The organism is Chitinophagaceae bacterium (genome assembly GCA_016699815.1).
Classification (GTDB): Bacteria; Bacteroidota; Bacteroidia; order Chitinophagales; family Chitinophagaceae; genus Ferruginibacter.
This window is the reverse complement of the sequence record CP065012.1, coordinates 786,350-801,634: the sequence shown is the minus strand read 5'-3', so window position 1 is coordinate 801,634 and position 15,285 is coordinate 786,350. Positions and strand designations below refer to the sequence as shown.

Here is a 15,285-nt window from a genome sequence, read left to right as displayed (position 1 = left end):
CGGTAAAATAATAAAAGCGCTACACTTATACTTATTTAATTTTAAACCTGAAGCCAAAATAAATGATTCTTTCATTAACAGGCCCCCATACCATGCCCGCATCAAAGTAAGGACTGAATGGGTCATCGGCAGAAATAATAATATTTTTTTGGGTGTAATTGGTTATATTTTCTGCACCAGCATAAAGGTCCCATTTTGTACCCAACGTTTTAGTAACCTGCGCCATCATTTGAATATAAGCTGGCGAAAAATCTGCCATTTGCTTATCTGTCGGGTTCGATGATGTATTTGGTATCCTTTTTTTGCCGTTCCATTGTGTAGTATAGTCAAATTTCCAATTGGATTCTGTTTCGTATGCAAGGTTAATAAATGCCCGATGCTTTGCAATAAGTGGTTTGGCAAGTGTTCCGCTCATGTATTTTGTTTTTACATCAAGGTAGCGGTAAGCGAGGCGTATATCGAACCTATCCAAAGGGGAATAATTTAATTCGGCTTGTATGCTGCTTGAATAAGATTTGCCCTGTAACGGATAAATATTTACCTGTTGCGGATTTGCGTCAACGTCAATTACTGTTTGCTTGTTAAAATTTGTACGGTAAGCATCAATACTCAAACTGCCATGGTTGGTATTGATTCGAAATTTATGGGTAAAATTGAGCCCAAAGTTCCAGGCTTTTTCATAGCCGAGGCCATAGCCGTAATTATTTTGCGACTGTATTAAAAAATTACGGTTACTTGCCAAATGGCTGATATTATCTGCAAAAATATTGGCAGTTCTAAAGCCGGAGCCTGCTGTAAACCTAAAGCTGCTGTTTTTGTCAATATCATATTTTAAGTGCAGGCGAGGGGTTACCAAAAAACCATATTCATTGTGTTGGTCTGCACGAATGCCGGCAATAGCGGTAAAATTAGTAATTGCACTCATGGTATATTCAAAAAAAGCACCGGGTACGGTTTCCCTTCTTTTAAAATTTTTATTGATGAAGTTTTCCTTTACGTTTTCATTGGTAAAACTTAAGCCGGTTCTAAATTTATGAAAACTGTTTCCTATAATGGATTGATAAATGAGGTTACCATATAAAGTATTTTGTTTTCCTGTGTAAGGCCTCATGCCATAATAAGCTTCATTTTTAAAATCTGTTGCAGAAAGTATAAGGCCCAGGCTTTTGAATTTTTTTTGTGGAAACGAAAAGCCAATTTTTGCAGTAGCGGTATATTGCTCAATGTTATAACCCAAGCCGTAGTGGTTGCTGGTAAATTTATCTTTGTTTGGATTAAAATCTACTTCGCCTGCCTGCTTTTTGTCATTCACCGCTTTTATGGCCAGTTGCACTATCCAGCCTTTGTTGTCCATATATTTCCAGCGGTTAATAAGGTTTATTTGCCTGCCCATAGGCATATCTAAAAAGCCGTCTTTGTTATTATCGTTTTTGGCAATTGCGGTACTGTAATGGGAGAGCAGTGCAGTGCTCCATTTATCATTTAATTTATGGATTAAGTTGAGGTTGCTTTCCAGCCTTCCCATATTATTGGCATAGCCGTTAAGTAATAATTTTTCAGCTTTATCAGGTTTTTTTTCTTCAATATTAATTTGCCCGCTAATACTTTCATAACCATTTACCACGCTGCCTATGCCTTTGGTTACTTCAATACTTTCCAGCCAGGTACCGGGTACAAAGTTGAGGCCAAAAGTTCCGGTAAGCCCCCTTATTTCCGGTACATTTTCAGTAATTAATTGTGAGTAGCTACCAGATAAACCAAGGAGTTGGATTTGTTTTAAACCGGTAACGCCATCGGAATAATTTACATCTACCGATGGGCTGGTTTCGAAACTTTCGGAAAGGTTGCAGCAAGCAGCTTTGGTGAGCTCTTTTGAAGTAATGGTTAATGTATTTAAGGTGCTTAAATTTGAAATGTAGGTTGACGGCCTTTTTGATTTTACAATTACTGCTCCAAGGTTTGTGGTAGAGGAGTTTTTGAGAATTACTTTTATTTCGCTTAAGCTGGTAATACTTACCGTGTCTGACTTAAAGCCTACATAGCTAATTACCAGCTGGGTGGGTATTTGCGTGGTAAAACGAAATACACCGTTACTGTCTGTCATTATCATGTTATTATTGTGCAGGCTATGGATAGATGCATTACCAATAGGGGTAAAAGACCCTTTTTTATTTTCTTCCATTACTACTCCGGTAAGAATGCCGCTAGCTGCAAAGCCAGCTTCATCGTTAATACCTGCGGGGCCCGAAGGGCTTTTACGGTTATATTTACAACAATCGGGTAAATTGTTATAATCATACGCAGATGCTTTTACATCATGCGTATCATGGCCTGATGCAGCAATTTTTTTCTCAATTTTTAAACGGTTCAGTTTGGTAGAATCATAGGTAACGGTTAGCATGTTGGTTTCTATAACCCATTCTGCAAAATTCACTTTTAATTTATGGGCTACTCCTTCAATTCTTTCTTTACACATTTCACAACTCCCCAAAACCCTGAAAGATTCGGTTTTTAAATTAATCTGGCTGTAGGTAAATTGAGTGAACAGCAGAAATACTATGGATAAACTTATTGTTTTCATTCTAAAATTATTATTGATAAGAAATAAAATTCATTAAGGCAATTATTGCTTATCAAAATCAAATCCTGAAAACACAAATGAATATATTTTTTCCCTGCTCAAATGGTTTTGGCGGGCTTTTATATGTAGTTGTATTTAAAAATGCTGTAAAGCTTGTAGCCTGATGTGGTAAAAAAGATAAAGGAAGTAATGTAAAAGATTTGTTAACAGGGTTTAAGCCTATATATTTCTGGTCTTGCTGGTCAATATTAAGGTTAAAATTTACCAGTTTATTCTGGCAGCAATTTTTTTTAAACGTTTCACCCGAAATTGGAAATGAAGCTTGCTTTTTACTTTTGCAGCAGGATGATGTTTTGGGTTTAACAACCTGCTTTGAACAATTTTTGCTTTGCTCTTTTAAAGAAACCGATTTTAAAATACCGCAACAATAAAAAAAGTTTACACTCAGCCCCAGGGTGGAGAAGCTGTAGCAAACCAATAATAGTATGGCGATAAATTTTTTCACCCTGCAAAACTAAATAAAAAAACATCTTTTTTTATAATAATCCGTCTTTTTAACTGTTAAATAGGCGCTAATCTGATTGTTTATCATGGTTAAAAGTTCGGCAAATGTGCATTGAAGAAAATAAATAGCTGCAAATGCTGTAAATCATTATAAATTTGGAGGTTTTTACCAGGCAAAACTAAAAAGTTTCTTTTGTGAGTAATAATGTTAATAAGGTATCTACCGTTGGTTTGTTGGTTGCGTTAGGTATCATATTTGGCGATATTGGTACTTCGCCGCTTTATGTATTTAATTCTATAATTAAAGGCAGGGAGATAAGTGAAGCGCTTATACTTGGGGCACTTTCATTAATAATTTGGACCATAACCATGCAAACTACGGTAAAGTATGTAATCATGGTTTTGCGTGCCGACAACAAAGGTGAAGGTGGCATTTTTGCACTTTATGCCCTGGTAAGAAGAAGGCGTAAATGGCTTGTGGTTCCGGCAATGATAGGAGGCGCTGCATTGCTTGCCGATGGCATAATTACACCACCCATTACAATTACATCTGCAATTGAAGGGTTAAAAGAAATACCCACTTTGGCCAATATGGAGCAATCTACAATTGTGGCTATTGTAATTGGTATTTTAGCATTGTTTTTTTTCTCCCAGCAATTTGGCACCCATTCCATAGGCCGGTTTTATGGCCCGGTAATGGCGGTGTGGTTTTCCGTTTTGGGCATTTTGGGTATAATGCATATTTCCGATGATTTTACCATTTTAAAAGCGCTCAATCCTTTTTTAGGGATTCAATTTTTAATTACCTATCCTGAAGGATTTTGGATTTTGGGAGCAGTATTTCTTTGTATTACCGGTGCAGAAGGTTTGTACAGCGATCTTGGGCATTGCGGCCGTGGAAACATCCGTATATCCTGGATTTTTGTAAAATCAATGTTGTTGCTCAATTATTTTGGCCAGGGCGCCAGCCTGCTCAAGCACCATACCGGAAAGGTAATGACGGCAGATGTAATTTATAACGATGGTATCAATGCCTTTTTCGACCTTATGCCGCAATGGTTTTTAATTCCCGGAATCATAATTGCCACTTCGGCAGCAATCATTGCAAGCCAGGCAATGGTTTCGGGGTCATTTACTTTAATTAATGAAGCCATCCGTTTAAATCTTTGGCCTAAAATGAGGATTATTTATCCATCAGAGGCAAAAGGCCAATTGTATATTCCCGGGTTAAATTTATTGCTTTTTGCAGGCTGTGTAGGTGTTGTATTATTTTTCAGAGAATCGGCAAAAATGGAAGCTGCTTATGGCTTAGCCATTATTACCACTATGTTTATGACCACCATATTATTTGCCAACTTTATGGTATTGCGCCGCTGGCCGGCATGGTTTATTTATATTTTCCTGGGCAATTATATTATAGTAGAAACGGCCTTCTTTATTGCACTAATGGATAAATTTAAACATGGCGGTTATATTACTTTAATGATTGGGTTGCTAATGTTTGTGGTAATGTTTGTGTGGCTAAAATCGAGAAAAATTAAAAACAGGTATGTAGAATTTGTAAGGGTAGATGAATATGTGCCCAGGCTGGAAGAGTTGAGTAATGATATGACGGTACCCAAATATGCCACTCACCTGGTATATTTAACCAGTGCAAATAACCGCAGGGAAATTGAACATAAAATAATGTACAGCATTTTGAGCGGCAAACCCAAGCGTGCGGATATTTACTGGTTTGTGCATGTAGATACATTGGATGACCCTTACACAGCCGAGTATAGCGTGGAACATATTATCCCCAACGATATCATCAGGGTAGAATTCAGGCTGGGCTTTAGGGTTGCACCCAGGATTAACCTTATGTTTAAAAAAGTGGTAGAAAATTTAGTGGCCAATAAAGAAGTAAATATTATGAGCCGTTACGAAAGCCAGCAGAAAAACAATATGGTGGGCGATTTTCAATTTATTGTAATGGAAAAATTCCTTAGCCAGGATAATGAACTGCCCTTTATTGAAAACATGATCATGAAAATTTATTTTTGGCTCAAAGAACTTAGCCTTAGTGAAGAAAAAGGCTTTGGCCTTGAGCAAAGCAATGTTGCCGTTGAAAAATTCCCTCTTATAGTTGCACCGGTTAGCCGCCTTAAACTCACCCGTATTTATGATAAAGAGGAGGAATAAATCATGAAATCCATATCTGCAATGGAATTATTCCAAATAGTACAACGCAAAGAAAGTTGCCAGCTAATAGATGTAAGGGAGGTGGTTGAACATAATGATTTTAATATTGGCGGAGACAACATCCCCATGAGTGAAATTTTTGAAAATATACAACGGCTTTCTCCAGATCAACCGGTTATTATTTATTGCCAAAAGGGCATCCGTAGCGCCATAGTAATACAAAGGCTCGAAGAAAAATTTGGTTTTATCAATTTAATTAACCTTAGCGGTGGGGTAGATGCCTGGAGAAAGGATATTATTGACTGATTTGATTTGCATTAGTTAATAAAGGTTACTTTTAATTAAAACTGCAAAGTGAACCCTTTATTAATTTATATATTGGGCGGTTATTTAGCGCTGTTACTTATTATTTACCTGGTACAGGAAAAATTTATTTTCAAACCTGAGAAACTCCGGCAGGATTTTAGATATAAATATGACATCCCGTTTGAGGAACTTTTTTTTAATGTAGCGCCGGGTGTAAAAATTAACGGCCTCCATTTTTTCAACGAGAAACCGCATGGTCTTATACTTTATTTTCATGGAAATACCCGTAGCATTAAAGGCTGGGCAAAGTATGCCAAAGATTTTTACCGCTTTAATTATGATGTGGTACTGGTAGATTACCGGGGCTTTGGAAAAAGTACCGGTAAAAGAAGTGAAATAGAAATGCTGGGCGATATGCAATTTGTGTATAGCCAACTTGTGCAACAATATACCGAAAGCCACATGATAGTTTATGGCCGCAGCCTGGGGAGCGGCTTTGCTACAAAAGTAGCCAGTGATAATAACCCACGCTATCTTATTTTAGATGCACCCTATTTTAGTTTTGCCAAAGCCATTGAACGGTTCCTGCCCATACTGCCGGTAAGGTTAATTTTGCGCTTTCATTTGCGTACCGATTTATGGCTGGGTAAAGTAAAATGCCATACTTATATCCTACATGGAACAAAGGATTGGCTTATACCCATAAGCCATAGTGAAAAGTTAAAAGCAATAAACCCAAGGATGATAACCTTAATTAAAATAGAAGGAGGCAAGCACAATAACCTTCCTTTTTTTGATGCCTATCATAATATCATCAGGGATATTTTAAAATACTAAAACAGGGAGTTTAAACAGCCGTTTTGTTACAACCTAATTTTTTTACCTACATGGTTATCAGTTCATATTGAAACTTTGGCTTTCCCCTTGTACCGCCATCGGCGCCTACTCCCATGCTCAGGCAGCGTAATTTATAATTATTGCCATTTGCATCTTTAATTAAATAAAATCGGTCAAGTTTTGCACCGGTTGCAGGTTGTGTGCTTCTCCATTTGCCGGCAATGACCCACTTTCCGGTTGCGGTTGCATTTGCCAATGCATTTACACTGTCTTTATTAAACGCAGTATATGCGGCTGTAGCTGCGTTGGCATCAGCATAAATTTTTTCTTTTACCTGCACATTGGATAAATGGTTTGTTTCAATAAGGTCGGAAAAATTATAGGGCACCATACCACCGCCAAAATTTGTTTGGTATAAGGAATAGGTCCAGGCCAAATCCCATGCATTTTTCCTGGGCTGTCCATTGTTCAATACCCCATTGTCAAACGAAAATAAAAGATAATGATAGGCTTCATCTTTTGCAATATGCACTGTTTGATATGTGGATGATAATATGCCGGCATATTGAATAGTGTATCCATTGGCACCATTGCGTAAAACCCTGAGCTTTATCCATGGCCTTTCTGCAATTCCTCCACCGGCGCCACGGTTTATAATAACTACATTATTATTGGCGCCTGTTGCAGAAATTTCAGGAATTACCGTTCCTGTAATTGCCCCATCTATATGATCAAAATATGCAAAATCGGCAGGTACAGGTGCTGCATGGTTTACCGCAAGTGTAAGGCCAATAGTATCGGCAGCATTTACTGCAGAAAGATCATTGATGGATAAAACTTTTGCTCCTGCACCCGAAGTATTATTCAGTGCAACCCTAAATTCGTTACCGCAATAAAAAGCAAGGTCCCAATTTGCCCTGGTTACATTTGTAGTAGTGTTGCTGCTTAAATCCAGGTAAACGGTATTGCCTGCTGTTGCACCACTCATTTCGGTTCCGGTTAATCCATTTAATACAAGTGTAGAACCGGTAGATGGCGGAACAATTATTATCGGGTCCTGGTCTTTTTTGCAGGAAGCAAAAAGGAACATTGAAATGATAACAAGGGCTTGCAATTTTTGAGTATTCAACATAATGGCTGGTTTATATTTTATTGATGTTTTGTATTTAATTGAAAGCTGAGGCCAATAAAGTATGACCTGCCATAGGACATATCAATGGCAGCACCGGTACTGTGTACGCCATCGGGATTGGTGGATGTATTGGTTAGCTGGGTTACGTTAAAAATGTTTTTTACACCACCCGAAACCGAGAAGTAGGTAAATAACTTTTTGTTTATTGTAAAGTCGGCAATATGGCATCCGTCAATATGGGTAAGGTGAATTTCCTGTGCCCCGGTGCTGGTATTGGTTACGGCTTCATAACCCGGTTTTTTTCCTGAAAATTTATAAAACAATGCCAGGCTTGCGCCAGTTTTTGAAAATTCGTAAATCATACTGGCATTTAGCTCGGGCGACCACATAAAATGCGGTAGGTTTTCATTTTTGAACCCTTCCGCATCTGCCAGTTGGTTATAGCGGCCAATATAGGAAAAGCCAAGGCTTGCAGTAAAATTTTTCGATTGCAGTTTATCCTCAATCATAATTCCTGTGGTTTTGTACTTATCTATGTTTACGGTAATGGTTGTATCTGTTGATGTAGGTGAAGTAGCGTAGTTAATTAAGTTGTTGAAAGTATTGTAAAAACTACTTAATGTAATTACGTTTTGATGGCCTTGTTTTGTTTTAGGCAAGGTACAGCTTAATGAACCGTTAAAGCTGCTGGAGTGCTCTGCTTTTAAATGTGGGTTGCCCACAATAATATGATTGGCATCTACAAAATTGTAATAAAGCTCTCTCAATGCCGGAGAGCGAAAACCATAAGCATACGCTACTCTTAAATCAAAATTATTGTACAAAGTAAATTTGGTATTGATAGATGGAATTACCGGCGGTGCGCTATAAACAGAATTTTTAATGAACCTTAAACCGGGCCTTATGTTTATTGTGTTGTTGGGTTTTATTTCTGAGGAAACAAAAAAAGCAAAATCATTTATTTCGGGGGTGCCGTCAATTCTTGCTCCGGTTGCTTTTTCATGATTAATATCTATACCCGGTTGCAAAGAAACAGCAGGTGAAATTTGGTACTGTAAAGTATTACGGAAAACTAAATTTTTAAATGTAGATTTATCCTGGCTGCCGGGCTCGTTACTTAAATAATTGATGCCATCGCTAAACTGGTGTTTAATGGTTTTTGTGCGCCTGCTGTAATCTGTAAAAGCCAGAATGGATGAAAGTTGCAGGTTATTATTAATATTCCAGTTGTTTTGCAGTTGCTGTAAAAATCTTTTGCTTATGTAATATTGGCTAATGGCTTCGTAAGTAACTGGGTTCATGGCCATGCGGTTGGAAATGTTTTCGTGCATGCCGTCTAATTTATAATAGAGATCAATTTTTTTATTATGAAAACCAATTCTTCCATTGCCCAGCCATTGTTCTTTTGGTCTCCAGCTTTTTCCTCTGCCAAAGCTATCGCCACCATATCCGTCAAAGTCAATATGGCTGCTGCCTAATGTGTAATTCCATTTTCCTTTTGAACCGCTAATGCCTGCGCTTTGTGTATGCACCCCTTTGTAACTAAAGGGATAATATTCCTTACCTGCTGTTTCTTCCTGCACTTTTGCAAAAATGGAAAAGCGGCTTTTTTCTGGTCTTTTAGAAATGAGGTTTACCACACCTGCAAGTGCATCTGAACCATAAGAAACACTCATTGGGCCTTCTACCATTTCAATCCTGTCAATAGTGTTTAAGTCAACCTGGTTAAGGCTTTCACGGGTATCGCCCCGGTCAACAAGGGGCACACCATCCAGTAATATTTTTACGTTGCGCCCACTCATGCCCATTATTTGGATATCTGATGTGCCTAGTGTATTATCATTTGAAAAACTTAGGCCCAATTGATTAAAAAGTACCTGCTGAATATTTGTAGCGCCACTTAAAAGTATGCGCTGGCTTTTAATAACATTTACTTTATAAACCGAATTTTTTAAAGACTGTGGCCTGTACTGCCCGGTAACTACCAATTCATCCAATATTTTTGAAGTAGTATCTATTTGTGAAAAGCCAATTGCTGCAGTGGAAAGCAAGGGTAATAGCAGGTAAATTTTTTTCATTGTTGAAGGATCTTATGAGGGATAATTTTGGTTGCAGGCAAAATTCAATCATTGTAAATGAAATTCATTTAAGAAAAAAAGAAAACATGGCTGGAATTATGAAATCTTACTTTGTTATGACAAACCTGGCAATACTTATGTCATGAGTTTGTCATTGTTAATTATAGGTAAGTTGTATTGGGTTGATCATTCTATAAAAAAATATTCTTGTTAAGTAACTGAATAGGATTTTTGAAAAAAGCCTGCAGGCCAGTTCATTATTTTTTGAGTATAATTGCTTCGAGGTATTTCAATTTTTTAGTATGAAAAATTTGCCGGTAACCAGCGCTTAAAAATAAATGTTGTTGCAGTGGGTTAAAATAAATTATGGTAATTGGTCGTGCATTTTTTTGTAAACTTATTTCAATATTTTCCAGCACGCCACTCATAATTACGTCGTCAAAAGGGTTGAAGAGAAAGATGCAGTCCACATCGGGCGGAATGGAAAAATAAAATGCATCATTGGTAAAAATGGAGTATTGAAGGTTGGGGAATTTTTGTTTGGTGAGGCTCAGGTTTTCGATAGCTTTTTGGCAAAATGATTTTGAAAAATCAACACCGGTAAGTTTTGTAGCGCCAAAATGAGCGGCAACACAAAGCGCCCTGCCTTTGCCACTTCCAATATCTACGATATGTTTATAAGAACCCATATCAACTTTTTGAAAAGCCCATTCCAGCAAGCCGTATGGAGAAGGCATATAAATTGTGGCATGTTCAATATCTATATCCTGCTTTTCCAGCGATTGCAATTCATCGGCTCCGGTGGTATTGATGCCATATTTTTTTTCACCTTTTATTTCCTGCTGCAGTAAATGCCAGGCAATACGGAGGTTCCAGTTTAGGGCAATATAAAAAAAATAGCGAATGAATTTCATGAAGCAAAAGTATAAACAATTTTAGCGGTAAGCTTATAATGCCATGTATTGGCCGGGCCTTAAATCAATTACTTTCAGTTGCAATGATTTGTTGCCGTTCCATTCATTTTCATCTATGGTAAAAACCAAATCAACCGGTTGGTTACCGAGGAGGTAAGAAAATTTATGGGCCAGGTTAAAACCAATGCCTTCAAAAATTTTGCTTTGCTGACGCATCGAAAATTTGATGTGATTGTCTTTTACAATTTTGCTGTAACCCGTGTCGCAAATGTTTTTTACTAAAAAATGGGGGCGCATATTTCCCGGGCCAAAGGGTTCCATCTGGCAGATAATATCATAAAATTTTTCGGTAATATCGGCAAAGGAAATTGTTGCATCTATATTTATTTCCGGTATCAGCAAGTGTTCATCAATAGTTGCAGCCACCACTTCTTCAAACTTTTGGCTAAAGGCGCCAACATTTTCGGGCAGCAAACTAAGGCCGGCAGCAGCAAAATGCCCGCCATATGCTGTGAGGTAACCCCGGCATTCATAAATAGCATCGTATAAATTAAAGCCGGGGATACTCCTTGCGCTTCCGGTTGCGGTATCCCCACTTTTGGTAAGCACAATTGTAGGGCGGTGGTAGCGCTCAATCAACCTGCTGGCTACAATTCCCACAACTCCTTTGTGCCAGCCTTCATTATATACAACGGTGGTTTTTTTTATTTCGGCTGTTTCAATTTTCCTTAGTATTTCCAGTGCCTGTAATGTAATACTGCTGTCGGTTTCTTTACGGTTGGCATTATCGGTATGCAAAGCTTCGGCATATTCAAATGCTTTGTGTTTATCTTTTTCTATAAACAGTTGCACCGCTTTTCGGGCATCATCCATCCTGCCGGCTGCATTTACCCTGGGTGCAATTACAAATACCACTGTGTTTATGGATAGTTTTTTATTTACGCCACCAAGTTCAATTAGCGCTTTAATGCCTGGCCGTGGATTTTTATTAATTACATCTAAACCATAAAATGCCATCACCCTGTTTTCTCCGGTAATAGGAACTATATCTGCGGCAATTGCCGTGGCAACCAAATCCAGGTAAGTAAAAATTTTATCTTGTGGGATAAATAACTTTTCGGCAAGTGCAGTTATGAGTTTAAATCCTACACCACAGCCGCATAATTCTTTATAAGGATAAAAACAATGCGGTTGCTTTGCATTTAAAATGGCCAAAGCTTTGGGTAAAATTTTATCGGGAAGGTGATGGTCGCATACAATAAAATCAATACCCAGCGTGGATGCATAAGTAATAAGTTCGGTAGATTTAATACCGCAGTCGAGGCAAATGATCAGTGAAAACCCATTTTTTCTGCAAAATCTATCCCGGCTTTACTCACACCATAGCCTTCTCTATATCGGTGCGGAATGTAAAAATCCAGCAATTGGGTTTCATAAACAGAACATAAAAAATCATACATGCAGGCAACGGCAGTTGTGCCATCCACGTCATAATCGCCAAAAACCAGTATTTTTTCTTTTTGTAAAAATGCTTTTTCAATTCTTGCTACGGCTTTATCCATGTCTTTCATTAGCCATGGGCTGTGGAGGTGCTCAAGTGAAGGCCTGAAAAAATTACGGGCTGCGGAAAACGTCTCTATATCCCTTTCTATCAATAAGCGGCAGAGGCTGGTATTAATGTGGAGTTGCTCTTTTAAAAGGGCAACTTTGTTCTCATCTACCGGTTGTATGGTCCATCTTTTTTCCAAACTAGTATTTTCGTTCTGTTGTAAATTTCACCAGGTTTTCTAAAGTATCCCTTACTTCACCCTGTGGAAATTGGTTTAAAATATCCAAAGCTTCAAGTTTATATGCATTCATCTTTTGCTCTGCATAAGATATGCCGCCTGTTTGCTGTACAATAGCTATAACTTCCTTTACTTTTGAGGTGTTCTTGTTCTCGTTTTTAATAATATTGATAATTTGCCTTTTGGTTGGTTTATCAACTTTGTTTAGCGTATATATTAATGGTAAAGTAAGTTTTTTTTCTTTTATGTCGTTGCCGGTAGGTTTCCCAATATCCTGGTTGCCATAGTCGAAAAGATCATCTTTAATTTGAAAAGCAATACCGGTTTTTTCACCAAAAATTTTCATTTTTTCGGTAATGGTTTTATCCTGCGTTGTGCTCCAGGCACCGGCAGCGCAGGCAGAGGAAAGAAGAGAGGCTGTTTTATTTTTTATAATTTCAAAATAAACCTGTTCTTCTAAATTAAGTTTTCTCGATTTTTCAATTTGCAGCAGTTCGCCTTCGCTCATTTGCTTTACGGCTTCAGATAAAATATGGAGCAATTGGATATCTTCATTGGTGGTTGCCAGTAACAAACCTTTGGAAAGCAGGTAATCACCCACCAATACAGCAATTTTATTTTTCCAAATGGCATTTATTGAAAAAAAACCCCTTCGTTCCATAGATTCATCCACTACATCATCATGCACAAGGGTGGCGGTATGGAGCATTTCTACAAGCGCTGCTGCCCTGTAACTCCTTTCATTTACCTCGCCATGTAATTTTGCGCTCAGTAATACAAACATGGGCCTTAGTTGCTTACCTTTTCGCCGGATAATATATTTCATAATCGTATCCAGCAAGGGCACATCGCTTTTAACGGCTCCAGAGAACCTGGATTCAAAAGTCTTCAGTTCTGCTTCAATAATATTTGCGCTAAACTTCATTTGTGGCGGCAATTTAAGCAAGCGCAGATGATTACCATAATATAATTATAAGAATAAGATAAAAATGTACTGTATTACAAAGCAGCTAATTTATTCTCGTGTTCATCTATATACCACAAATTTTGCAATCTCAATATATTAAATATTTAAATAATTGCTAAAAAAATTTGTATTTTGAGCCTCAACCCCATAAATTTGCAAATTAATCAACTCGTATATTTAGAAATCTATCAATCATTTAGTTATGTTTAGCAAAAAGTTCAACTTATTATTTATGGCATTTGCGCTTATGGGAACCGCCGCAATTGCACAACAAAAAGACGATGGAGGCTATAGTATATACGACTCTTCAGTTATAAGAGCCAAAAGCCTTCCGCAACAAACCGAGTTCATGGCCAATAATTACGACTATCCCGCAAAGCCTCGTAATATGTGGGAAGTGGGTGCCTCTATTGGCGCATTTACCATAAGCGGCGATGTATCTCCCGAATGGTTTACCATGCCTAACTTTTCCGTACATGTGAGAAAAGCATTAGGGTATGTGTTCTCTTTACGTTTGCAATATTTAAATGCAACCGGTAAAGGATTAAACTATACGGCAGCTCAAAATTATTATAAAAACCCAGCCTGGACAACCAGCCTTCCTGTAGGCCAAAGATATATGACCATTGGACCCGATGGTACCATTAATGACCAGGCAGGAAATACACAGGGTAATGTAGATTTTGTTTTCTATAACTATAAAGCCAAAGTTCAGGATTTAAGCCTGCAAGGCCTAGTAACTTTAAACAATATCCGTTTCCATAAAAATAAAACTGCCCTTCAAATTTATGCAGGTGGCGGTATAGGTGGTACTTTATACCAAACAAAAATTAATGCCTTAAATTCAAATGGTAATACTTATGCCAGCGCTTTTAATACCATTGCCTCTAAATATAATTATGGCGGATGGGATAGCAGGAAAGATGTAAAAAAAGATTTGAAAGCTGCTATGGATGATGATTATGAAACAGATGCCGAAAACCAGGGAAGGAGAAGGAAGCATTTGGGTAATAATACTTTCAGGCCATCTGGTTCTATTTTATTTGGTGTGGCATTTAAACTGGGCAAACGCATAAATATTGCACTGGAAGACCGCCATACCTTTATTAAAGACGATTTGATTGATGGGCAAAGATGGCAGGAACACCCAACTGGTGATGCTTCTCTTACAAGAGATTATGATTCATACAACTATGCATCTTTAGGCCTTAATTTTAATATTGGCGGAAAATCAGTTGAGCCGCTATACTGGCTTAACCCACTAAACTATGCATACAGCGAGTTAAACAATCCAAAACACATGAAATTGCCAAAACCAGTATTGGATGATGCTGATGGTGATGGTGTTACTGATCAATTTGACAGAGAACCCAATACACCTGCAGGTTGCCCTGTGGATACTCATGGTGTTTCTTTGGATACAGATGGTGATGGTGTTCCGGATTGCAAAGACAAACAATTAATTACACCTACCGAATGTCAACCGGTTGATGCAGACGGTGTAGGCAAATGCCCTCCTCCTGCATGTTGCGATTCACTAAGGGCGGCTCCGGTTTCTGCTTGCCCTACAGATTATCCAAGCGTTAATTTCCGTAACGGAAGCGCTTCTATAAGTTCTGATGCTAAAGCAATGTTATCTACTGTTGCAGCTAAACTTAAAGCTAATCCAAATTGTTCAATTACCTTAAATGCTTATCCTGAAGCCTCTAAAGCCTCACAAGCATTAGCTCAGCGCAGGCTCGATGCTGCAAAAGCTTACTTAGTTGATAAAGAAGGTATTAGCACCGATAGGATTACAACCAATAGCGAAATTGGGGGTGGCGATAAGAATACAGTTGACATCAGTTCAAACTAAAGATAGTTTTAATTCCACTTTTTGCTCAATGTACGGCCCTCCCATTTGGGAGGGCTTTTTTATTTAAGTAATCCTTAACTGGCCGCTTTTGGATAATATATATTTATAGCTGATTTTTGGCCAAAAACCGCTAATTTTGCGCT

At 38.0% G+C, this 15,285-nt stretch carries 9 protein-coding genes and 1 pseudogene; 4 read left to right on the top strand and 6 right to left on the bottom strand.

Annotation, left to right across the window (positions count from 1 at the left end; all coding sequences use genetic code 11):
- Positions 1-31: 31 nt before the first annotated feature.
- Positions 32-2,581: a TonB-dependent receptor gene (locus IPO46_03550; GenBank protein ID QQS63682.1), complete on the bottom strand. Its 2,550-nt coding sequence runs from the start codon at positions 2,579-2,581 to the stop codon at positions 32-34.
- Positions 2,582-3,280: 699 nt separating this feature from the next.
- Between IPO46_03550 and IPO46_03545 the strand changes: the two genes are divergently transcribed.
- From IPO46_03545 to IPO46_03535, 3 genes are read left to right on the top strand one after another with little or no spacing between them, the layout of a single operon-like run.
- Complete coding sequence (locus tag IPO46_03545; protein QQS63681.1) at positions 3,281-5,266, top strand: KUP/HAK/KT family potassium transporter; 1,986 nt, start codon at positions 3,281-3,283, stop codon at positions 5,264-5,266.
- 3 nt (positions 5,267-5,269) lie between these two features.
- Entirely contained in the window at positions 5,270-5,572 is a 303-nt protein-coding gene (locus tag IPO46_03540; protein QQS63680.1) for a rhodanese-like domain-containing protein, read from the top strand.
- A 48-nt stretch (positions 5,573-5,620) separates the two neighbouring features.
- Positions 5,621-6,409 carry an alpha/beta fold hydrolase gene (locus IPO46_03535; GenBank protein QQS63679.1) on the top strand — a complete coding sequence of 263 codons (789 nt, stop codon included), beginning with the start codon at positions 5,621-5,623 and terminating at the stop codon, positions 6,407-6,409.
- Positions 6,410-6,455: 46 nt separating this feature from the next.
- Here the strand turns inward: IPO46_03535 and IPO46_03530 are convergent, their stop codons facing one another.
- From IPO46_03530 to IPO46_03510, 5 genes and pseudogenes are all read right to left on the bottom strand, one after another.
- Entirely contained in the window at positions 6,456-7,541 is a 1,086-nt protein-coding gene (locus tag IPO46_03530; protein QQS63678.1) for an HmuY family protein, read from the bottom strand.
- Positions 7,542-7,558: 17 nt separating this feature from the next.
- A complete protein-coding gene (locus tag IPO46_03525) occupies positions 7,559-9,619 on the bottom strand; it encodes a TonB-dependent receptor (GenBank protein QQS63677.1) in 2,061 nt (686 codons plus the stop codon).
- A gap of 257 nt (positions 9,620-9,876) precedes the next feature.
- Positions 9,877-10,533, bottom strand: a complete 657-nt coding sequence (locus IPO46_03520; GenBank protein QQS63676.1) for a class I SAM-dependent methyltransferase — start codon at positions 10,531-10,533, stop codon at positions 9,877-9,879.
- Positions 10,534-10,566: 33 nt separating this feature from the next.
- Positions 10,567-12,281 (bottom strand): annotated as a pseudogene (recJ, locus tag IPO46_03515) (single-stranded-DNA-specific exonuclease RecJ).
- A gap of 1 nt (position 12,282) precedes the next feature.
- Positions 12,283-13,245 carry a polyprenyl synthetase family protein gene (locus tag IPO46_03510; GenBank protein ID QQS63675.1) on the bottom strand — a complete coding sequence of 321 codons (963 nt, stop codon included), beginning with the start codon at positions 13,243-13,245 and terminating at the stop codon, positions 12,283-12,285.
- A gap of 274 nt (positions 13,246-13,519) precedes the next feature.
- Here IPO46_03510 and IPO46_03505 point away from each other — a divergent pair, with 274 nt between their 5' ends.
- On the top strand, positions 13,520-15,142 hold the full coding sequence (locus IPO46_03505; protein QQS63674.1) for an OmpA family protein: 1,623 nt from the start codon (positions 13,520-13,522) through the stop codon (positions 15,140-15,142).
- Positions 15,143-15,285: the final 143 nt, after the last annotated feature.